At 47.9% G+C, this 22,396-nt stretch carries 20 protein-coding genes; 8 read left to right on the top strand and 12 right to left on the bottom strand.

Going from position 1 to position 22,396, the window contains the following annotated elements; translation table 11 throughout:
* Positions 1–23: 23 nt before the first annotated feature.
* A complete protein-coding gene (locus tag ACFS25_RS00880; protein ID WP_381496514.1) occupies positions 24–1,586 on the bottom strand; it encodes a DUF4301 family protein in 1,563 nt (520 codons plus the stop codon).
* A 157-nt stretch (positions 1,587–1,743) separates the two neighbouring features.
* On the opposite strand from ACFS25_RS00880, the gene ACFS25_RS00885 reads away from it, so the two are divergent.
* The gene (locus ACFS25_RS00885) at positions 1,744–2,445 is read left to right on the top strand and encodes an HAD family hydrolase (protein ID WP_381496515.1); all 702 of its coding nucleotides are present in this window, start codon (positions 1,744–1,746) and stop codon (positions 2,443–2,445) included.
* Here ACFS25_RS00885 and ACFS25_RS00890 read toward each other — a convergent pair.
* From ACFS25_RS00890 to ACFS25_RS00920, 7 genes are all read right to left on the bottom strand, one after another.
* The gene (locus ACFS25_RS00890) at positions 2,429–3,229 is read right to left on the bottom strand and encodes an amidohydrolase (protein ID WP_381496516.1); all 801 of its coding nucleotides are present in this window, start codon (positions 3,227–3,229) and stop codon (positions 2,429–2,431) included. The genes ACFS25_RS00885 and ACFS25_RS00890 overlap by 17 nt on opposite strands.
* A gap of 38 nt (positions 3,230–3,267) precedes the next feature.
* A complete protein-coding gene (gene def / locus ACFS25_RS00895; RefSeq protein ID WP_381496517.1) occupies positions 3,268–3,843 on the bottom strand; it encodes a peptide deformylase in 576 nt (191 codons plus the stop codon).
* Positions 3,844–3,888: 45 nt separating this feature from the next.
* The gene (gene ruvX, locus ACFS25_RS00900; protein ID WP_381496518.1) at positions 3,889–4,311 is read right to left on the bottom strand and encodes a Holliday junction resolvase RuvX; all 423 of its coding nucleotides are present in this window, start codon (positions 4,309–4,311) and stop codon (positions 3,889–3,891) included.
* A 115-nt stretch (positions 4,312–4,426) separates the two neighbouring features.
* Positions 4,427–5,032, bottom strand: a complete 606-nt coding sequence (locus ACFS25_RS00905) for a nucleotidyltransferase family protein (protein WP_381496519.1) — start codon at positions 5,030–5,032, stop codon at positions 4,427–4,429.
* A gap of 2 nt (positions 5,033–5,034) precedes the next feature.
* Complete coding sequence (locus tag ACFS25_RS00910; protein WP_381496520.1) at positions 5,035–6,213, bottom strand: XdhC family protein; 1,179 nt, start codon at positions 6,211–6,213, stop codon at positions 5,035–5,037.
* A gap of 177 nt (positions 6,214–6,390) precedes the next feature.
* On the bottom strand, positions 6,391–8,631 hold the full coding sequence (locus tag ACFS25_RS00915) for a xanthine dehydrogenase family protein molybdopterin-binding subunit (protein ID WP_381496521.1): 2,241 nt from the start codon (positions 8,629–8,631) through the stop codon (positions 6,391–6,393).
* Positions 8,628–9,134, bottom strand: coding sequence for a (2Fe-2S)-binding protein (locus ACFS25_RS00920; protein ID WP_381496522.1), 507 nt, complete (start codon positions 9,132–9,134; stop codon positions 8,628–8,630). The genes ACFS25_RS00915 and ACFS25_RS00920 overlap by 4 nt, the downstream gene beginning before the upstream one ends.
* A 222-nt stretch (positions 9,135–9,356) precedes the next feature.
* On the opposite strand from ACFS25_RS00920, the gene ACFS25_RS00925 reads away from it, so the two are divergent.
* The 3 genes from ACFS25_RS00925 to ACFS25_RS00935 all read left to right on the top strand — a co-directional run bounded on the left by ACFS25_RS00925 (position 9,357) and on the right by ACFS25_RS00935 (position 11,240).
* On the top strand, positions 9,357–10,121 hold the full coding sequence (locus ACFS25_RS00925; RefSeq protein ID WP_381496523.1) for an NUDIX hydrolase: 765 nt from the start codon (positions 9,357–9,359) through the stop codon (positions 10,119–10,121).
* A gap of 95 nt (positions 10,122–10,216) precedes the next feature.
* Positions 10,217–10,624 (top strand): ketosteroid isomerase-related protein, encoded by a 408-nt coding sequence (locus ACFS25_RS00930; RefSeq protein WP_381496524.1) that lies wholly within the window; start codon positions 10,217–10,219, stop codon positions 10,622–10,624.
* Positions 10,625–10,628: 4 nt separating this feature from the next.
* Positions 10,629–11,240: a GNAT family N-acetyltransferase gene (locus ACFS25_RS00935; RefSeq protein ID WP_381496525.1), complete on the top strand. Its 612-nt coding sequence runs from the start codon at positions 10,629–10,631 to the stop codon at positions 11,238–11,240.
* A 423-nt stretch (positions 11,241–11,663) separates the two neighbouring features.
* On the opposite strand, the gene ACFS25_RS00940 is transcribed toward ACFS25_RS00935, so the two are convergent.
* Complete coding sequence (locus tag ACFS25_RS00940) at positions 11,664–12,425, bottom strand: hypothetical protein (RefSeq protein ID WP_381496526.1); 762 nt, start codon at positions 12,423–12,425, stop codon at positions 11,664–11,666.
* 13 nt (positions 12,426–12,438) lie between these two features.
* Positions 12,439–14,499, bottom strand: a complete 2,061-nt coding sequence (locus ACFS25_RS00945; RefSeq protein WP_381496527.1) for a M64 family metallopeptidase — start codon at positions 14,497–14,499, stop codon at positions 12,439–12,441.
* A 302-nt stretch (positions 14,500–14,801) separates the two neighbouring features.
* Here ACFS25_RS00945 and ACFS25_RS00950 point away from each other — a divergent pair, with 302 nt between their 5' ends.
* The 4 genes from ACFS25_RS00950 (at position 14,802) to ACFS25_RS00965 (ending at position 20,208) form a co-directional block, all read left to right on the top strand.
* Positions 14,802–15,959: a Gfo/Idh/MocA family protein gene (locus ACFS25_RS00950; RefSeq protein WP_381496528.1), complete on the top strand. Its 1,158-nt coding sequence runs from the start codon at positions 14,802–14,804 to the stop codon at positions 15,957–15,959.
* A 127-nt stretch (positions 15,960–16,086) separates the two neighbouring features.
* The gene (gene nagB, locus ACFS25_RS00955; protein ID WP_381496529.1) at positions 16,087–18,060 is read left to right on the top strand and encodes a glucosamine-6-phosphate deaminase; all 1,974 of its coding nucleotides are present in this window, start codon (positions 16,087–16,089) and stop codon (positions 18,058–18,060) included.
* Positions 18,061–18,223: 163 nt separating this feature from the next.
* Positions 18,224–18,997: a hypothetical protein gene (locus tag ACFS25_RS00960; protein WP_381496530.1), complete on the top strand. Its 774-nt coding sequence runs from the start codon at positions 18,224–18,226 to the stop codon at positions 18,995–18,997.
* 47 nt (positions 18,998–19,044) lie between these two features.
* Complete coding sequence (locus tag ACFS25_RS00965; protein ID WP_381496531.1) at positions 19,045–20,208, top strand: acyltransferase family protein; 1,164 nt, start codon at positions 19,045–19,047, stop codon at positions 20,206–20,208.
* 17 nt (positions 20,209–20,225) lie between these two features.
* Here the strand turns inward: ACFS25_RS00965 and ACFS25_RS00970 are convergent, their stop codons facing one another.
* Together ACFS25_RS00970 and ACFS25_RS00975 are read right to left on the bottom strand one after the other, a co-directional pair.
* Entirely contained in the window at positions 20,226–20,894 is a 669-nt protein-coding gene (locus ACFS25_RS00970) for a response regulator transcription factor (RefSeq protein WP_381496532.1), read from the bottom strand.
* 2 nt (positions 20,895–20,896) lie between these two features.
* Positions 20,897–22,381, bottom strand: coding sequence for an ATP-binding protein (locus tag ACFS25_RS00975; protein WP_381496533.1), 1,485 nt, complete (start codon positions 22,379–22,381; stop codon positions 20,897–20,899).
* Positions 22,382–22,396 lie beyond the last annotated feature (15 nt).

Raw genomic sequence — 22,396 nt, forward strand, 5'->3', positions numbered from 1 at the left:
TATAACTGCAACAGCCAACTTTTTTAATCTTCTGTTGGTTGATGCTCTTTCCGTAGCAAATCGTTTACGGTTTTAACCGGGTTAAACGTAACGAGCGGTACTTCCACAAAAATCGTGTTCCAGTCGGCCATGGCCCCGTTCCAAAGGCCCGGTAATTCCTGTGCTTTGAGGTCTTTTCCGTCTTTCGACTTAGCAGTAATGAAACCTGTTAACTGGTCACGGTAGGCTGGCAGATCGTATTTACGACCATGATGATCTTTCAGGCCACAAACTAAATCGACGGGATTAAAGTGTGTAGCTTCGTCAAAAATGGACTTTTGCGCTGGGTCGTTTAAGTCAATCTGTGCTGACTCAACCACTTGCAACGATACGGAACCATCCTGATTTCTGGCCCAGAAAGGCCCGCCACCGGGTTCGCCAACATTTTTGACCATCCCACATGCTCGTACCGGACGGTCTAATTTCCGGCGCAGGTAGTCCAGTTTTTCTGCTTTCGATAACGTTTCAAAACCCTCTGGTGGTAATGTGAAGAGTGTTCGGCGAAGGAGCTCGTCGGCTTCGGCAAGATAGCCATCGCTAATCTCACCCGATTCGCCGGACTGCCCTTCTAGCAAACCCTGCAAACGGGCAATTTGCTGTTGGGCATCGATCAACACAGCAGCCAATACTTTTTTGTAGGTAACGGTAGGTTCCTTAATTTCGTCAGGCACTACATTGTCGATGTTTTTGATAAAGACAATGTCAGCGTCGATGTCATTAAGGTTTTCGATAAGCGCACCATGACCCGCCGGGCGAAACAACAATGACCCCGGCACGCCGTCGCGGTCGGCATTACGAAACGGCGAATTGTCGACATTTACCGAAATGGTATCGGTGGATTTTTTCTGCTCCGAAAAACTTATTTCGAACGTCACACCAAGCCACGCTTCATAATCGGCTTTCTGTTCCTGAATCAGTTGCTCAAAACGGCTGCGGTGTTCGGGCGAGACGGTAAAGTGAATTTTAACTAAACCGTCGGAGTTGGCATAAGCTGCACCCTCTACCAAATGTTCTTCTACAGGAGTCCGTGGGCCGTCGGCGTAACGGTGAAACTTCAGTAATCCTTTCGGCAGGCTACCATATTCCAGGCCCTCGTCGGTCAACAAAAATTGCAGGACAGTTACCCGCAGCGATGGCGTCCAATCATTTTCGGCAACGGCTTTATCCAAATCATGGCCTTTAGCTGCCATGGCAGCTTTCAGATCGTCGTAGAAAGCAAACTCGGTTAGGCGGGCAAATACTTCGTCCGTCGATTTATCCGACTTGCCATCCAGTGCAGAAAACAATGATTTGAACATCCGGGTAGCCGCTCCCGAAGCGGGAACGAACTTTACTAAATCGCGTTCGTGAGCCGCTACATCGAACCGGTGAATGTAAGCTGGTAACTGGTCTTCGGTAATGCGAACGATACCATCACCAATGGTAGCGGCTTTTATGACATTCAGATACGGGAAGCCCTGTACGAAGTGTTGTATCTGCTGGTCAATCTGGTCGAGCGAAACGCCCTGCAACTGAATCTGGTCCTGATCTTGCTCAGTAAATACCATATTGATAAAAAAGGAAAATAGCGTTAGGAATAGGCGGCAAATTGGGTATTTCAGCAATATGACGCAAATCAAATTATCGCAAAATGGCGTAGTATAATAAGATTTTGGCTGCCTGCTTACCTTTGTTCAATTTTCAACCGTTAACATCACTTCGCCCATGAAACTAATCGCTTTCGATGCCGACGACACACTGTGGGTCAACGAACCAAATTACGTTGATGTAAAGCAAAAATTAGGCGAAATGCTCGCGCATCACATCGATGAAGATACCCTGTCGCAACGGTTTTATGCTACGCAGATTCGGAACCTCGAATTGTTTGGCTACGGCGCTAAAAGTTTTATACTTGCTATGATCGAAACGGCCATCGAACTAACCAATGGTGCTGTTACCGGGGTAGAGATTCAGCAGATTATTGATGTGGGAAGGCAACTACTGGATTTCCCAATTGACGTACTCGATGGGGTTGTCGACGTTCTGGAAACGCTTTCCAAGAAGTTTGACCTCATGGTACTGACTAAAGGCGACCTTTTTGATCAGGAGAGTAAGATTGCCCGTTCGGGTTTAGGACATTACTTTAAGCACGTGGAAATAGTTAGCGAAAAGAATGAACTGGCCTATCAGCGTATTCTACAGAAATATAATATTCAACCCGCTGATTTTCTGATGATTGGAAATTCGTTAAAATCCGATATTCTGCCAGTAGTTCACATTGGTGGGCGGGCTATACACATACCCTATGCCATTACCTGGGCGCACGAGCAAGTGACCGAGGAACAATTGACCGGCAAATCGTTTACCACGTTGGGAAGTTTCCGGGAGTTATCGACGTTATTTGACAACCTTAACGAAGAAGTGTAAACGAATCGGCATCCAGATTAGCCGGAAATTTCGTTCGAAATGTCTGCAATTCATCCAGCGAAAGCGTTTGCTGGTGAACTATTTCTGTGTCGGAATGCCGGAACAAGATGTCACCTTTGAAGTCAATCACGGCTGAATCGCCCGAGTACACGTGGCCCGGTCCAACGTTTCGGTCACCATCTTCGCCAACTCGGTTCACACCGACTACGTAACTCAGGTTTTCAATGGCGCGGGCTTGTAGGAGCACATTCCAGGCGTTGCGCCGTGCGGCTGGCCAGTTGGCTACATAGAGTAGTAAATCGTAGGCAAAATCGGATGATTCATCAAGTTGATTGCGGCTCCAGACAGGAAAACGAAGATCATAGCAGACAAGCGGGCAAATGCGCCAGCCTTTCCATTCTTTCACAATTCGACTTGTTCCCGCCGTATAAATTGCATCTTCGCCCGCCATCCGAAATAGGTGGCGTTTGTCGTACGTATCAAACTGTCCATCGGGTTGCATCCAGATGAGCCGATTGTAAAAGTGGCCATCCTCTTTCGTTACATAACTACCTGTTACGACGGCTCCCGTTTGAGCCGCCATTTGCTTTATCCACCGAAACGTAGTCAGGTTCATCGGCTCAGCTACGGCGCGGGCATCCATAGTAAAGCCCGTTGTGAACATTTCGGGGAGGATAATCAGGTCTGTCGGTTCCGATAAGTTAAAGATACGCTCCTCCAGCATGGCTCGGTTAGCTACCGGATCGTGCCAGTAAAGATCGGCTTGAAGGAGAGTAATATTCATAAGGAACCAGATGTAGAGACCGGCAGACGAATTGATTTCTACAGTTTTGGGAATTTCATCTTATACTCAACATCCGTTTTGCCCTTCGTAATGTCGGCTAGCTTTTTCTTGATGAGCGTCCGGCGGAGAGTAGGCAGGTAATCCGTAAATAATTTACCGTCGAGATGGTCATATTCATGCTGAATGATGCGAGCTGCCATGCCTTCATATTCTTCTTCATGCTCATTCCAGTCGGTATCCAAGTAACGAATTACGATAATTTCGGGCCGGAACACTTCGCCCCGAATCCCTGGAATACTCAGGCAACCTTCTTCAAAACCCCAGTCGTCACCCGCTTCTTCGATGATTTCGGGGTTGATGAACACTTTTTTGAAACCAATTAGGGTTTTGTCAATGTCTTCTTCCGCTTCATCTTCGTTCAGCGGTTCACCATCGACGACGAACATTCGAATACTTTGGCCGATCTGCGGAGCGGCTAACCCTACACCCGAAGCCGCATACATCGTCTCGTACATATTTACGCTCAACGTCTTGACGTCGAGGCTACCGGGTTCAATGTTTTTAGCCCGTTTCCGCAGAACGGGATCACCGTAGGCAATAATTGGGAAAATCATATCTTTAATAATGAATAGTAGATGAGTCTGAATCGTGGTCAATCCTCACTTATTATTCTTTTTGCTTTCCATATAGGACTGAAGAATAATGGCCGCACTGACTTTGTCGATATTGCCCTTCTCCCGTCGATCTTTTTTAGTACTTCCACCGGCAATCATGGCTTGCAGAGCCATAACGGATGTGAAACGTTCGTCATGCCAATAAACCGGAATGTCGGGTAAAGCGTTCTGCAGATGCGTCACGAACTTTCTGACACGAGGAGTATTATCGGTATCATTACCATCCAATCCCTTGGGAAGGCCGACAATAAATGCTTCGACTTGTTCCCGCACCACATAGGCTCTCAGATACTTCAACACCTCGTGGGAGGGTACCATATCCAGCGCCGACGCAATGAGTTGCAAAGGGTCCGTAACGGCAATGCCGGTGCGTTTCATACCATAGTCGATTGCTAAGAGTCTTGCCATTCTGGAGGCAAAGGTACGAAAATGAGGGAGAGGTCAGTAAGGAGATAGCTGTAGGCAAGTATTTATGTCTGATAGCTAAGCTAATACACCAGCCGGGTGCCGGAGCAGAACCCTGTTAGTGGCTATTGTCTAGAGAAGACTGCCACGCTTCTACATCCTGCCAGGTATCTAAATCGATGGCGGCCAATGGGAAAGGAATCTCGGCACAGTCGCTCGAATACTGCTGAATAAGTTTACGAGCACCCACATCACCTGACAGGCGCATAAACTCAGATCTATAGCGGATATCGAATAAAGCTGGTACGCCGAGATGGCCGGACTCACCATACCGGCAAGCAACGATACCTAACCCTCTCTTTTCCTGTGTCGTAATTAATTGCTGGAGAAGCTCAGCCGTAACATAAGGCTGATCGGTCAAGACAATCAAAAACGCTTCGACTGGCTCGTCGGATAACCTGTTCAGGCCAACCCGCAGGGATGACGACATGCCGTCGCGCCAATCGGGATTGATGGGTGTATGAATGGGTAAATGAGCGAGTTCGGTGTAAATAAGGTCCTGATTTGCCCCCAGCACAACAATTACTGGACCCGTCTGTAACGATAAAGCAGCATTGGCCATCCGCCGTACAAGCGTCGTTCCGTCATGACTAAGCAATTGTTTTGGTTTGCCGCCCAATCGGGTTGAGCCGCCAGCGGCTAAAATGATCGTTGCGATGTTCATGCTTATACCGCGCCCAAACTGGCCGTGTCTAGGCCGATCTCGTCTGCTTGCCGACGATGCTCAGAGGAATTTCCAGAGAGCCGTTCGTGAATAGGACCGGGTTTGTCTTTCAAAAATCCACCGGCTCCTTTTGTGAAAAACGCTTTGATTTCGGCCATAATCGACAGGGCGATTTCATCCGGGGTTTCGGCCCCTAAGTCCAGCCCAATAGGGGCGTGGACTCTGCTCAGAGCCGTTTCGCTGAAATTTAGTCCATCTTTCTCAAATTCGGCCTGCATCTTATCGAACCGTTTGCGCGGCCCCAACATACCAATGTATGGAACATCGGTTGCGAGAAGTTTTTGCAATACAGCCCGGTCGTAATTGAAGTTGTGCGACATCAACACTGCGGCTGTTCTGTTGGTAATTGTTAGCTGATCGGTAACGGCCTGCCGGTCGGCATACAACACGCAGGTAGCCACCGGAAATCGTTTCGGAGACAGGTGAGCCACGCAATCGTCGGTAACTGTTACCTGCCAGCCGAGGTCACGGGCCAGTTTAGCTACCGGAACAACATCGTAGCCAGCGCCGAATATAACCAGTTCAATACCAGGGTCGATTCGCTCAATGAACACCTCGGCACTTCCTGACAAAATAGAATAGGTTCGGGTCAATGGCTTGCCTGTACTGAATACGTCGTACATGTCATCGTGCAGCCAACCGGGGATTGATTCGGCTGTTTGCTGGGTAAGAACAAACCGATTTCCAGGCATAAGACCTGTGAAGTCATTGCTTTTCAATACCGTAGCTAGGGCACGCACGTCACGCCTTTGTGTAAACTCCTTTAACAACGCGACCGGGTTTTGCGGACTATTGGGATCAATCGGTTCAATCAAGACATCAATAATGCCATTGCACCCTAAACCGACGCCAAAGCTATTGGCTCCGTCGTCCATTGTGTCATACGTGACCACAATAGGTTGTCCATCGAGCATAACCTGCCGGGCTTTCCGTAAGGCATCACCTTCCAGACAGCCGCCACTAATGGCCCCTTCCCAACGTCCATCGTCCGTAATGAGCATACGAGCACCGGGACGACGATATGATGATCCTTCTACCCACACAACGGTTGCCAGAGCGGCCTTGCGTTGGGAGAAGTCAATTTGTTCAAAAACCTCAACAATACGACTGATTTCTTTCATGAATCAATTCAATAAACTATCGTAGTATTAAAACGACAACAGTAAGAATCTGTTTTGAAATTTGATTCTGGAAAATTTCAGGGCCTACTCACGGAACTAGGCTATGTACGATATCTACACTATATAGAGTATAACACAGTTCCACGAGCAAGCCCCGAAGTCATCATAAAACTTAGGCTAAACTTTCTCCAAATCAAATGGTAGCCGACGGATGCGTTTGCCCGTTGCGGCAAAGACAGCATTGGCTAAAGCGGGTGCTAAAGGGGGTAAACCCGGCTCTCCAACGCCCTTAATTACTGGCCCGCCTTCGGCGAGGATGTGGACTTCAATCGCTGGCATTTCGTTGATGCGCAGCATATGGTTGGCATCAAAATTTTTCTGAACCGCCTGACCATTCTCGAACGTGATTCCGTCTTTGGTGGCGGCCGTCAAGGCCATTGCGATAGCTCCTTCTACCTGAGCTTTCACCGTATCTGGATTAACGACTGTGCCAAGATCAATGACGCAGTAAACCTTATCGACCTTTACGCCACCAGCTTTGTCCTTTGACACTTCCACTACTTGCCCGGCTAAGCCCGCGAAAAATTCCCACTGGGCAACACCGCGCCCTTTACCGGCAGGCAGTGGCTTATCCCAGCCAGAAACCTCTTTCAACTTCATCAGCACTCGTTTTGCATCGCTGTCTTTCGTCATCATCGACAGCCGAAATGCCAGTGGATCTTGTCCTGCTTTATGAGCCATTTCGTCGATAAAGCATTCGTGGGAAAATGCCAGAGTCGAACTCGTCACCGACCGCCAGTAGGTAAGCGGAATGTGAATGTCGGCATTAACATAGCGTGTGTTAAGGTTTGGAATTTCATATTTCTGCTCGTTGGTGGCTTCGAGCATGGTACTGTCGGGCTTCGTCTTGTCGTATGTCTCGTTCATCGTCGCGTCGATAGACGGCGAAATGACCTTGTGCTGAAGGGCTATAATTTTCCCATCGGCAGAAAGCGCCCCGCGCATGGCAGAGAATGTCATGGGCCGAAATGGACCGAGTTGGGTGTCGTCTTCCCGTGTCCAGACCACTTTAACGGGTTTGCCAATGGCTTTTGAGAGCAATGTTGCTTCGGTAGCAAAATCCTGTGCCAGCCGCCGACCGAAACCGCCACCATTAAATAAAATGTGTACGGTTATATTATCGGCGGGCACTTTAAGCACTTTTGCCACTTCGTCTCTGACCAAATCGCCACCTTGCGAAGAGACCCAAATCTCAACTTTATCGCTTGGTGTGGATGCGCCCGGCTTGGACGCGCCGGGTTTGTAATGCGCCAGCGCATTCATCGGCTCCATAGTCGAATGGCTCACGATGGGAGTTTCGTAAAAAGCGTCAAGCTGGTTCGACGAACCAGCAAACGTCTTGTCAAAATCACCTGCATTATGACCCACCACACCATCCGTTTTGGCTAACTCACGGAGTTTTTTTTCGAAGTCAACAGAATTGAATGTGTCATGTCCCTGATGATCCCATTTCACCTTGAGTGCTTTCCGGCCTTGCAAGGCAGCCCAGTAATTGTCGGCGATAATGGCTACACCATCGTAATGGTTTTTGCCAATAACGCGCTCCACTTTTACGGCTTGCCGAACGCCTTTAACTTTCAACGACTGAGCCGCGTCGAAACTGACCAGCTTGCTACCGAATACGGGGCACCGCTCTATGGAGGCATAAACCATACCGGGCACCTTTGCATCAATACCAAACGTTGCTTGACCCGACACTTTCATCGGAATATCGAGCCGGGGCATCGATTTGCCCAGCATCGTAAACTGTTTCGGATCTTTCAGCGTAGGCTCTTTCGGAACGGGAAGTTTGGCGGCTGGTTCAGCTAACTGGCCGTATGACAATTTTCTACCCGTAGGCTTATGAACAATCGTGGCGTTTTCGGCGAAACATTCTTCTACCGGAACGCTCCATTGATTGCTGGCCGCTTTTATAAGCATCTCGCGGGCCGACGCACCTACTTTGCGCATCTGCGTGTAGCCACCCCGAATGGAGCCGCTGCCGCCTACCGCCTGCGACCACATACCACCATATTTGCTTTCGCCCCCGGTTTGCCGGATAACGACTTTGTCTAACGGTACTTCCAGTTCCTCGGCAATGAGTGCCGGTACAGATTGATAGGTTCCCTGACCAATTTCGGGGCGGGGATTCATGATCGTGATTCGCCCCGATTTCTCGATGAGTATATAGGGTGTGAGTTCAACCGATTCAGGCGGGGGCATTCCAGGCTGGGCACTAAGATTCAGTACAGGGCTGGCGAGACTGTCGTTTGACGAAAAACCAAGCGCAAAAGCGGCTCCGGTCAGACCTGCCGCTTTTAGGAAATTTCGTCGGCTTGTGCCGGTTTCAGTTCCAGTAGAAGTGGGAGTTGTGCTCATCGCTTACCGATTTTAGGTGTTGTTTTTGGCATTTTAGGACTGGATGCCATTTCTGCTGATGCTGTATGAATAGCCTGCCGAATACGGCCATACGTACCGCAACGGCATATATTTCCCTGCATGGCAGTATCAATGTCGTCGTCGGTGGGCTTGGGGGTTTGCTTCAGTAGAGCCACCGCCGACATGATTTGCCCGGATTGGCAATAACCACACTGCGGTACCTGATGCTCCACCCAGGCTTTCTGCACTGGGTGATCGGCGTTTTTAGAAAGGCCCTCGATGGTCGTTATTTTTTGACCGACCACTGCCGAGACGGGAACGCTGCATGAGCGGGTAGGATTGCCATCTAAATGGACCGTACAGGCCCCACACTGCGCAATGCCGCAGCCGAATTTAGTACCGGTCAGACCAACCACATCGCGGATGGCCCACAATAGTGGCATATCAGGATCAACATCCACTGTATGCGGCTGGTTGTTAATGGTCAATTTTACAGAAGCCATAACCGAAGAAGGATTGAAATAGGAATCGCGTTTGTATCAGGAAAGATACGGATTTTAGTGAATCGAAAAGTGTAACGCAATGTAGCGCCTTGACAGAATTACAGGATTAACAATATTTTCATGCAAATAAAATCCTGTTAATCCTGTTGAGGAGTTAAAAGCAAACATGGCTAATTTATAATTAGCTTGTATAATGACCTGTAGAAAAATTTATATTTCCGCATGAATTACCCAGATCAATTAATCGCCTATTACCAAACCGTAGCTGAGGAGTGCGTACCCGGTCTGTCACTTGATTGCGTTATTTTTGGTTTTCACGACACCCGGCTGAAAGTTTTGCTATTACGTTGGAAGGAGACTAATGAATGGTGTTTGCCCGGTGGATTTATTTACAAAAAGGAGTCGGTAGATGCCGCAGCCGGGCGGGTGCTGCATGAACGAACGGGCCTGAACCAGCTGTTTCTGCAACAATTTCATCTATTTGGTGAAGCTGTTCGGTACGATCGCGAGGATACCTGGCAAAGACAGAAAATGCCTATGCCGTTCGGTGGTAGCTGGCCTGATCGCACAATTTCTATGGGGTACTATGCTTTAGTTGATTACACAAAAGTAACGCCCACCGCCGATTTTCTGTCTGACGAATGTGTTTGGTGTGAGGTGGGTGACTTGCCTTCTCTGCTTTATGACCACCGCCAAATTATTGATGTAGCCTTGCAAACATTGCGTCTGCAACTGAACTGGCAACCGATTGGCCTGAATCTAATGCCCGAAAAATTTACGATTCCTGACTTGCAACGACTCTACGAAACCGTGCTGGGACGGTCTCTGGACGCTCGTAACTTTCACAAGAAAATAACAGGACTGAGCATTCTGACCCGCTTAAATGAACGTCGGACGGGTGGGGCGTATAAATCGCCTTACCTCTACCAGTTCGACCAGACGAATTATCAGAAGGCACTTGTCAATGGAAATTTGATCTTTGTTTAGTGTTTCGTAACCTTATTTTCCGGCCATTTCCAGCCTCTTCTTCTTCTGCCCGATCCCTTATCTTTGTTGACTAAATTCGTATCAAAAACGCTCTTATGACTTCTCTCGATACCGTTACCCGTTACTACGATGCTTTTAACCGTAAAGATTGGGCGGGTATGCTCAGCTTGCTCCACCCGGATGTTCGCCACGACAGTAACCAGGGTGCCTCTCGTGTTGGTAAAGATATATTTAGCCAGTTTCTTCAACACATGGACGACTGCTATGACGAAACCCTGACCGACGTGATTATTATGACGGAACCAACCGATACCCGCGTTGCCTGCGAATTCGTTGTGAATGGGGTATATAAAAAAACTGACGGCGATTTGCCAGCGGCTACCGGACAGACATACGTACTGCCCGCCGGTTCGTTTCTCGACGTTGCGGACGGGCAAATCACCCGTATCACTACATATTATAATTTGCCACTCTGGGAATCGCTGGTCCTGGGTAATCAATAGCGTTTTGGCCGTTATAGACTATTGGTCACTCACCTTTCTGCGGGGGACGGGACCCGCATTTCGGACTGTTTTCGACGACTTGGCCGCGTTGCGCATCGCGGTCTTTCGCAACTTCCCCTATTTATATGAAGGGTCGATTGCCTACGAAAAAAATTATCTGGAAACATACGCTCGTTCTGAACGCTCGCTGTTATTTGCCGTTTACGATGGAGCCCGGATGGTTGGTGCGACAACTGCTTTGCCCCTTCGCGACGAGACCGACGAGGTAAAAGCTCCTTTTCTGGCAGCGGGCCATGATCTTGAATCAATTTTCTATTTTGGCGAGAGCATCCTGCTACCTGCTTATCGGGGGTTGGGTTTGGGAAATCGTTTTTTCGATGAGCGCGAAGCCCATGCCCGCCAGTTTAGTCAGTATAAAATGGCTTGTTTCTGTGCTGTGCAACGCCCTGTTGACCATCCCCTTCGTCCCACAGACTATCGACCCCATGATGTATTCTGGATGAAACGCGGTTATCAGTGCGATAGTAGCTTGCAAAGTTCGTTCGTTTGGCTAGACCGCAACGAGCTTATTGAAACAGCCAAACCAATGGTTTACTGGACGCGGTTGCTGCACTAGTTCAGCCTTGTTAACTGCTTAATCTGACCCATTCTTGAAACGGCTATCAACAATTTCGAATAGCTAAAGTCAAACTAAGGTATATAGTCTGCCGACCATCGGATGTCAACTTCATAATGAAAGTCATCGTTGGTAGTTGACAGTCAATCTATGTGAGTGACGCGGTTCGTGACAATTTCCCGGAATTGACCAGCAGGTAGGTTCAAGTTTACACGGAAGTTTCCTGCCTCGTTATTACTACACAGCAACAAAAACCTAACCGTTTAGTACAGGTAAGGTTGTGAAGGAAGGGTTGGTGAAGTGAGCAAGGTGAACGAATGGAATTACGGTTTGTGCAAATCAAAACAGGATTGCAAAACAGCCATAAAGACTATAAGGCAACCCTGCATTTATACCATCTACTACCAAAACGGACAACGTAATTCACGGCTTTTTGAACGCCTTTTCTACTAACTCCCGTACATCAGGTTTGAGTTGGCTCAGCTCGATTCCATTCAGTTCGGCCACAACCCTGACCTCTTTATCAAACTGTGCGTTCAGTGGCTGCACACCCAATTTGAGGTCGGGCACGTGCTCTTTGAACCGGTACAGCGACACCTTTAGCTGTGGCAAATCTTGCATGGTTATTTTATCGCTGGGCATCTTCAGGTTGAAATCAAAACTAGGCATCACCGTAATATGATGTTCATGTTCGCCCGGTCGGGGAAAACTGCGTTGCTCGCCATAATCGGGAACTGAGCCAATAGTTAAGCGGGTATTTTCCAGTATAGCTTCGTAGGTAAGGCCACCCTGAACAATACTGTCATTGTTTACGAGTTGGCTGTCTACCCGCTTCGATCCCACCACAGACAGAACGCCATTCTGAACGCGCATTCTTAGCACGATATAGCCAGCGTTAGCAGGTTTACGGGTTACCTTCGGAACTTGGTCTGCATACACTGGATTAGTAGAGGGCTCATCAGCAGCTTTAAAAGCAGCCATTTGATTTCCTTTTCTACCGGTCGTCGGCTGGTCCCTGGCATCATCCATCAGAATCTGATTGGGTGTAGCCAATTTGGGCCATTGTGCATTTTGGGAGGATGCATTATCCATAGTCGGTAATTTCCTGTTTTCGATTACCGGCTGGGTAGCAAACGCGTCCATTGGCTTACTGTAAATCCCTTTAATTGATTTTCTGCTCATCATACACCTCCTTGTCTTACCAGTTTCTACCGTAACGATAATTATGAATCCATTTGTAATAAAGCTTCTGTAAACTCAACGTTGGCGTGGCTTTAATCATGCCCAGCCAGTTCTGGTTGTGAACAACCAAATCACGTTTGCCAACTGTCCCCTCGAAGTTGCACACCAGGAACCGATCAACCGAACCTAAGTTCCACTCGCCTACCCAGTCTTCTCGCCAGCTACAAGCCAAATCGCTCCCGCTCGAAATCATCGTGCCCAGATATTCTTTACTCCAATCCTGGTAATTGTACACAAATAGGTCCGCCTTATTATCGCCGTTAATATCACCGACAAAATATTGGTCATTTTTGCGCATTTGCCAGCCTGGCGCATTACCGTCATACCGGCGGACCATAGTCAGCGATGTTCCGTTGGACGCCATCATGGCCAGATACGCTATGTTCCAATTTTGCCCGTTGGAAACATAGATGTCAGCCTTACCGTCGCCGTTGAAGTCGCCTACGTAGAACTTGTCGCCCTTAGTCATCTGCCAACCCGCTAAGTTGGCATCGTAGCGATGGACCATCGTATAGGATGTGCCATTACTACGGAGCATTGACAAGTAAGGAATTGACCAATTATCGCCGTTAAAAACGTATAAATCGTCTTTGCCGTTTCCGTCGAAATCACCTACGTAAAATTTATCGCCTTTGGTCATCTGCCAATTAGCCAAGTTCGCGTCATAGCGTTGTATAACGTTGAAGCCCGTACCCGACGACTGCAACATGCCTAGGTAAGGTATAGACCAGTCAGCACCATTAAACACAATAAGATCCTTTTTGCCGTCGCCGTTAAAGTCTGAGACATAAAACTTATCGTTTTTCTTGAAGTCCCAGTTGGGCATGGAATTGTCATAACGGGCAATTAATTTGAGGCCATTATGACCATCGTCAGCCAGCAAACCCAAATACTCCATTGACCAGTCAACCCCGTTAAATATGGCTACTTCATCTTTGCCATCACCGTTAAAATCGCCGATGTAAAACTGGTCGTTGGGTTTAAATTGCCACGAACCCGGCACCCGCTCAACTGTACTAAATACGACGTCGAATTGTGAACCATTAGACCGATAAATCATAATAGAGTTATCGTTGTGCACCAGTAGGTCGCTCTTGCCGTCACCGTTGAAATCACCGCTGTAACAGTTCAGGAAATTTCGACCCGTATAGTTATGCATTTTGGTCTTCATCTCTGTGTAACAGACTGGGCAAAATTCGGGACTGTTGCTACGCATCCGACAATTAATGACTGGCCGGTAGATACCGGTAGCGTAGGTACCACCCCCTTCGAAAAGCCCCACGTCCTGCGTATTGTCCCAGGAAGCGGGTTTGGGTCCGGCGGTGTAGTCGGAGCAGTTGCCGGTACCAGTTGGAATGGGTGTGGTCGGATTGACAAATCGCTTCCATTTCAACGTAGCCCGGTTGGTATTGGTGGTCAGGTCAACAGAACCAGATTCACCACCAGCATACACCTTCGACGTACAATATTCATCGGCGAGACCGCCGGTTCCATGTCCAAATTCGTGGGCAAGTACCTCCCATCCAACGCCCATTGGTATAACCTGGAAACCACCTCCGCCACAGCCGCCGTAGCGAGGGTCGTTTAAAATGACCACCACTAAGTCGTAATCCGGTACCCATGTGTTGAGCGCTGCCTGTACTAAAGCGCTGGTAGTAGCCGTACCTTCAAGCCAGCAGTGTGCCCACGAACCACTGAAAATATATTTGAGCGCCGTGTCTTTTAGGGTTGTACTGGTAATCGTATCGTCCGATCCATCATCGGGGGTTCCATGTTCATTATATTGTCGGGTGCTAACGCCCGATTGGTTCGAAATCAGGTTGACTCGAAAGATGTTGAAGGCTTGCTTGTCTTCGTAAAAATAATCATGACCAAACACGCCATCTATCAGCAACTCCTGTACTTTTTGGTTATAGGCAGCTTGATCTGTCTGGGCAAAGCCATCACCCAATACGGCAATGTTTAGCTTGGACCCCACCGGGCCCGAGATAAGAATCTGGGTTACGCTATTGGGCATAGTAGTAGATTTCTGAGCGAAGACAGGAGCGAAACAGGGCTTGCCTTCGAAGGTTAAAGGATAAGACAAAAGACGAGAAGAAGGTTGGCTTATTTTAGCGTAAAAAGCCTGATAATCAGGCAGCGTACTACTACGTGTGATACTAACTGGCATCCCGAAAAAGTGTGTGGGTATAAAATCAGATAGCTGGCAGTATATGAACAAACTGATGATCTTCAGACCTTAAGTCGTAGAAAAGGCTTCTTTCGACAACACAAACGTTCTACTACCCGTTAAATAAGTTGTACACAACTCAGCATAGCATGGAAACAACCGCATCGAAAGACCGGGAAATTGGCATTGGTGTTATTGGTATGGGCGGCTTCGGGCTGTTTGCCGTTCAGCAGTTTTTACAAACGCCGAATACGAAATTAGTCGCTATCGCCGGGTCGAAACGGGAGGAAGCCAGTAGAACGGCCAAACGTTTTGGTGCTGAACAACTAGGCAGTATTGAGGAATTGGTCAACCATCCCGATGTGGATGTTATCTACATTGCCACCCCTCCATTTCTACATTACGAGCAGTCTATGCTAGCTCTGAATGCCGGAAAGCACGTCATTTGCGAGAAACCATTAGCGATGAATTCTGAGCAGGGAGCCGAAATGCTGGCGTTGGCGAAAGAAAAAGGACTCCTCATGGTCACAAATCTGATGCAACGCTACAATCCCATGTTTGCCCGTGTTAAGCACCTGATCGACAAGAATCTGCTTGGCGACTTTCTGCATGGTTATTTCGAGAATTACGCGGGTGATGAAGGTCTTTCACCTGAGCATTGGTTCTGGGATCGAACTAAATCGGGCGGAATTTTTATTGAGCATGGCGTACACTTCTTCGATATGTTTGCCGGCTGGTTAGGTAAAGGAACGGTGAAGGCCGCACAAGTAATTAAGCGTCCCACCGTGGATTCGTCTGATAATGCTGACATTGAAGATCAGGTGCAGGCTATTGTTGAATATGGGGATGACGTAACGGGTAGAAAGCTAGTCAATTTTTATCACGGCTTTACCCAAACCGGGCGCATGGACCGTCAGGAAATGCGGCTGTTGTTTGAGCGTGGAGATATTACACTTTTCGAATGGGTGCCAACTCGAATGATACTGCGTTGCGTGGCCGATGAAGAAACAACCCGCGCCTTAATGGACTTGTTTCCGGGAGCACAACTTAATGTAACAGCGACCATTAGCGGTAAAGACCAACCCCTTCGCGGGCGGCATAAAGAGTTTGACGCTTACCAGCAAATTGAACTCCGCTTCGGTTTCGGCGACGAAAAACAGCATCTCTACGGTGAGTTGCTGCGGTTGATGTTTCGTGATCAAACTAATGCTATCCAATATCCTGGAACGCACCGAATTGTTAATGAACAGAATGGTCTGCAATCCTTAGAAACGGCAACCATCGCTGACCAGATGGCTCGTCAGTAAAGAAGCTCAAGCGTGTTGGTGCGAATTAATAAAAAATTTTATAAATATTAGCTTCAGGTCCTAAAGTAGCTGAAAACTACCTGATTTTTTTCGACCTTTGCGGAGTCTCATCATTTCTCCGCACATCATGATCACGGAGTCTCCATTACTCAATAACCCGGACGGACAAATTCCGGGTACATCACTCACGGGTGGTCCTATTCAATCGGCCATCACCTACGAAAAAATTCCGACACACATCTATGCTGATGCAAAAGCGGCATCGCAGGCTGTGGCTCAGGAAATTGCCGATCTGATTCGTCAGAAGCAAAGCGAGGGGAAGCCCTGCGTGCTGGGTCTGGCAACCGGCTCATCGCCCAAAACGGTATACGCTGAATTAATCCGGATGCACCGAGAGGAGAATTTGAGTTTCCACAACGTGGTCTCGTTTAACCTGGACGAATACTACCCAATGGAAGCCGACTCGCTACAGAGTTACTGGCGGTTTATGCGGGAGCAGTTGTTTGATCACGTCGATATTCCGGCGGGAAATTATTACGTTCCTGATGGTACCGTCCGGACTGATGAAGTTGGCGAATTTGCGAAGAAGTACGAAGCAACCATTGAAGCCGCTGGTGGTCTGGATTTCCAGTTGTTAGGTATTGGCGGGAATGGCCACATCGGTTTCAACGAACCGGGCTCTCTTATCAATTCGCACACCCGCCTTATGATGCTCGATAACTCGACAAGATCGGCGGCCTCGGTAGACTTTGGTGGATTGCCCAAAACACCTCGTAAAGCCATCACAATGGGCGTATCGAGTATTTTGAGTGCCCGACGTGTGGTACTGCTGGCGTGGGGTGAGCGTAAAGCCCCCGTTATTCGGGGAGCGGTAGAAGGATTGGTAACGGAATTAAACCCGGCGTCGTATCTGCAAACGCACCGGAACTCGCTGTTTGTAATCGACGAAGCCGCTGCTTCGGAGTTGACCCGCATGAAAACGCCCTGGTTGGTGGATTCGGTTATGTGGGACAATAAAATGAAGAAAAAAGCCGTCACGCATCTGTCATTGACGCTTGGTAAGCCGATTCTCAAACTAACCGACCGCGATTACAATGATAACGGGATGAGTGATTTACTGGCCCAATATGGTCAGTCGTATGACATTAACATCGACGTTTTCAATCAACTCCAGTATACTATTACGGGTTGGCCGGGTGGCAAACCCAACGCCGACGATACCAATCGGCCCGAACGTGCTTTACCTGCGCAGAAACGTTGCTTGATTTTTAGCCCTCACCCCGACGACGATATCATTTCGATGGGCGGGACTTTCCAACGCCTGCGCGATCAGGGCCATGAAGTTCATATTGGCTATCAAACGTCTGGCAACATTGCCGTAGCAGACGATGAGGCTCTTCGCTTTGCAGATTACGTCGTGGATTTCAATTCGAAATTTGGCATTGATAGTCCTGAAGCTACCCGGATTTTTCAGGATGCGGCAGCGTCATTACGCGAGAAAAAAGACTCCGAAATGGATACTACCGAAGTTCGCTACGTGAAGGGCTTAATTCGAATGGGAGAAGCCAAATCCACCTGTCGGTTTGTTGGTATCCCGGTTGAGAATGCGCACTTCCTGAATATGCCTTTTTACGAGACCGGAACAGTAGCGAAGAAACCCCTGAGTGAAGAAGATATTCTGATTACAATGGCGTTGATTGAAGAAATCAAGCCGCATCAAATCTACGCGGCTGGCGACCTAGCCGATCCGCATGGTACGCACAAGGTCTGTTTAGATGCTGTACTGGAGTCTATTCGTCGCCTGAAGAATGAAGACTTTATGAAAGATTGCTGGATATGGCTCTACCGTGGAGCCTGGGCCGAGTGGGACGTTCATGAAATTGAGATGGTCGTTCCAATGTCGCCCGATCAGGTGACGAAAAAACGATTGGGTATTTTCAAACACCAGTCTCAGAAAGATGGTGTTGTTTATCAGGGTACCGATTCGAGGGAGTTTTGGCAACGGGCCGAAGAGCGAAATCGCGCCACGGCTGGCCTTTATAACCGGCTCGGACTAGCCGAATACGAAGCCATGGAAGCCTTCGTCCGCTGGCGGTTTTAAGTTACTATTATCAATTTTTCTGATTCTATAAAAAAGCCATTTCTCATGAAATGGCTTTTTTATGTCGTTAAAATATTCCTTCGGTTAGTTATTGTAATATATAATTTGAATATAATTGCATTAATATATAATAGTTGTATTATATGATCCCTTTATCGAAACTATGACCAGACAAAATAAACAGAAAATGCTGCGGCTTTTTGCGCTGCACGAATTCATTCAGGATCACTTTACCAAATCGGATTGGATCAAAGTAGCCTACCTTACAGATACTACGGAGTTGATCGAAGATCACCCCAGGTTGTTACGCAGTCTTGATTTTAAAGATGATGACTATGAAGGAAATAGCCTACAGGTTTTGTCCAGGCTGATTAGCGAGAGTAGCAGCAATTTGTATGAAATAGAACGGTTTGTTGAGGCAAAAAAAACAACATTTAATCGTTCTGTTCGGGCAGTGCCAGACTTTATTTCTACTGTTCAAACCGTTATACCCGACCGGGTTATCACGTTTGCCCCGGACGTATTTCGAATTCCGACCAAACCAGTTGAACCAAATGTGCTGTCGGTAATGATGCCCTTTGAAAGTAAATTTTCGGGGACCTACACCGCTATCCGAAATGTGTGCGCCAGGCTTGGAATTGATTGCAAACGGGCCGACGACATCTGGGACAATAGCATTCTGATTCAGGATGTATTTGATCTGATTTTTACATCGAAAGCCGTTATTACTGATTTTACGGATCGAAATCCCAACGTGTTTTACGAAACGGGCGTTGCACATACACTTGGTAAACTTGTGATTCCAATTACGCAATCCGTCGGTGATATTCCGTTCGATTTGCGCCATCATCGGGCGTTAACCTATCTGTCGAATGCGGAAGGTTTATTGACGTTAGAAAAAGGTTTGGAGAAAAAACTGGCGAAGGTATTCAGTTGATTTGGTATCTCTACTTATCGTATCTTCGGGAAACCTTCCCGGCTTTTATGCAACCTGCCATTTCTACACGTTCTGCCAGTACTCACCGTTCCGAAATTAATTCCGGTCGTCTACTCTCGCTTGACTTTTTTCGTGGTGTCACAGTAGCGGCTATGGTTTTAGTCAACAACCCCGGCGATTGGGCCCATATTTACGCACCCCTCGAACACGCACCCTGGAATGGCTGGACACCCACCGATCTGATTTTCCCGTTTTTCCTATTCATCGTTGGCGTCTCGATTACGTTTGCGCTGGATGGAAAAAAGCAGGACGGAAAGGGGATAATTGGGAAGATTATCAGACGGAGCGCGACGTTATTTTTGCTTGGCTTCTTCCTGAATTTCTTTCCAAAGTTTGATATCACGACGGTTCGCATTATGGGCGTTTTACAGCGTATCGCGCTGGTGTACCTGTTCTGTTCACTCATTTTTTTGAAAACAACCTCACGCCAGCAAGTTTATATAGTTTGCGGACTGCTCGTTGGCTACTGGCTACTCATGACGTTTGTGCCGGTGCCGGGTGTAGGATTTGCCAACCTCGAACCCGAAACCAACTTGGCGGCCTGGTTCGACCGGACAATTCTGACCCCAGCGCACGTTTACAAACCGGCCAAAGTCTGGGACCCAGAAGGATTATTGAGCACCCTCCCCGCTATTGCTACGGGATTAATCGGCATTTTAACGGGAACGTGGCTGAGCAATAGAAATACTCGTCCAGTGGCTGAGAAAGTAGCCTGGCTTTTTGCCAGCGGCTGTGTCATTACCCTTTTAGGACTAATTTGGAACGGATTCTTTCCGATTAATAAAGCGCTGTGGACCAGTTCATACGTCTTACTGGCGGGTGGATTGGCGATGCTCGGCTTGGCCCTGTGTTATTGGTTTATTGACGTGAATGACTACCGGCGTGGCGTGTTGCCGTTTGTGGCCTTTGGTGTTAATGCTATCACGGTGTTCTTTCTATCCGGGCTGATTCCGCGTGTGATGAATCTGATCCATGTTACCCAGCCCGACGGTACCCAAATTAGCTCTAAGGAGTATCTGTATCGAACGTTCATTGCTCCGCCTTTTGCTGACCCGAAAAATGCGTCGCTGGCGGGTGCGTTGACGTTTGTCCTAATCTGGTTCGGAATTTTGTGGTGGATGTACCGAAAAAATGTGATTATAAAGGTCTAATCGAATTTCGGCCATCGCTAGCTTTTCTCTTCCAGCGCCAGCCGAATCAGGTCAACTGTATTTTTGACGCCCGCTTTGCGCATGATGCTCGCTCGCTGGTTGGCTACGGTGTTTGGGCTGATGCCAAATCGGTCGGCTATGGCTGGACTACTCATGCCATCAATTAAGCAACTCAGAATCTGACCTTCCCGCGTGGTTATCTTATTCCATATAGACGGGGCTTTCGGGCCAACGGCTGTGGGTTCAGGCTTTTGAGAATTATTGACTAAAATCAAATGTCGGATAATCACCGAAGAGGCATTGGGTGGATAATATAATTCGCCATTAACCACCGTTCGGACGGCTCGCAATATTTCTTCCTGGTTGGTATCTTTCATGAGGTACCCGGCGGCACCATACTGCACTGCTTTCAAAATGTATTCCGGGTTATTATGCATACTGAACATTAACGTCCGAACAGCAGGGTATTGCTGTGAAATGACTTTCAGAGCATCAATACCCGACATTCGGGGCATGGTTATGTCTAGCAACAAAACATCCGTTTGAATGCTGGATAGCAAATCAATTGCTTCGTCGCCGTCGGCAGCTTCACCCACGACTTGTATATCAGCTTCGTCTTCCAGCAACATTCGAATCCCTTTTCGTACCACAGAGTGGTCGTCAGCAACAAGAATTCGTATCGACATAATTATTGGGAACTATCGGATAAACTAACACTAACACGAACCTTGGTTCCTTTTTTTAACTTCGACGTAATCGTTAATTCACCATTGAGCAAACGGGTTCGGGTTCGCATATTGTCGAGGCCGTTAACTACTGACAACGGTTTTTCGTTGGTAGGCGATGGGTTCATTACAAATCCTTTTCCATCGTCTTCTATAGATAACAGAAGTTTGTACGCATTCTGTTGCAAGTTAATTGTCAGCGTTTGGGCATTGGCGTATTTCACCGCATTGTGCAATGCTTCCTGGGCAATTCGGTACAAACCAATCTCCATTGCCGGACTTAATCGCTTGGCTTCACGAGGGCCAGTAAAGATAACCTTAATACCGGTTGATCGGCTTGTTTGATCGGCTAATAAGTGCAGGGTAGGGCCCAGGCCGAAGTCGCTCAGTGTCGATGGCATAAGATTGTAGGAAACCTGCCGGGTCGTTTGAATCGTGTCGGCAATCAGGTCGCACAGCTCGGCAAATCGAAGCCGTTGTTTTTCATCCGCAAATGACATCGACTTTAGCTTTTCGGCGTGTAGTTTCAGGCCGGTCAACATCTGACCGATACCATCGTGAAGTTCGCGGGCAAACCGCCGACGCTCCTCTTCCTGGCCTTCCAGCAGCGCTGCCGACCGTACCGTATCTTCGGCCAGTTGCAATTGATATTTTTCTTCGGTAGTGTGCAGTAACTCACGCTGTGTATCGACCAGTTTGTGATTAGATGCAGCCAGATTTTGATTGGTGGCTTCTAACTCTCGGTTGGTAATCTCCATATGGTTATTAGCCAGTTGTAACGCCTTCTCTGATCTGGCCAGCCGACGAATTACATTTTTGGTGTGATTGACCACCGGTCGGAAAATGAATAATCCTTCAATCAATAAGGTTAATAGTGTAGCAATTGTTAAAATCCATTCAATACGTTCGAGCTGCTTTACCCGTCCAAAGCTTTCTGTATCGAACTGAAAGACAATGTCATTCATTTGCTGTAAAAACGAAAACTCGTCTCGCAAAATGATCCGTAGCGCGTCTTTTTTCTTAGTAAGCGTAGTTTGAGGATTGTCAATGCGGGTAAACCCTTTGTAGATAGATTGAAATACCGGCTCAATGTGGGTAAACATACTATCCAGCCGACCGCTTTTTCGAACAGTATAAACCTTTTCCATTCGTAGCGTACCGTTCCGCAACTGAATATGGCTTCGACTCCAAGAGTGTAAGAGCGAGTCGAACGAAACCGAGTCGGCAGTTTCGAGCCCTTCAATTCGCAACAGGGCAAGCTTAGTCAGGCGCTGACTCAGCATCCGTTGCCGACCAGCCACATTTACGACCCGACTGTCATCGTAGTGTGTACTAATGGTATGTCTGATAAACAGTAGCCCGCTTAGTAATAACACCGCAATGACGGTGAGAGCCATTACATAAAATCGTGTTAACCGGCGGGCTACCTGTTGATCGAGTTGATTCATAATTCTTCACCGGGT

Source organism: Spirosoma flavum (genome assembly GCF_042686045.1).
GTDB classification, from domain to species: Bacteria; Bacteroidota; Bacteroidia; order Cytophagales; family Spirosomataceae; genus Spirosoma; species Spirosoma flavum.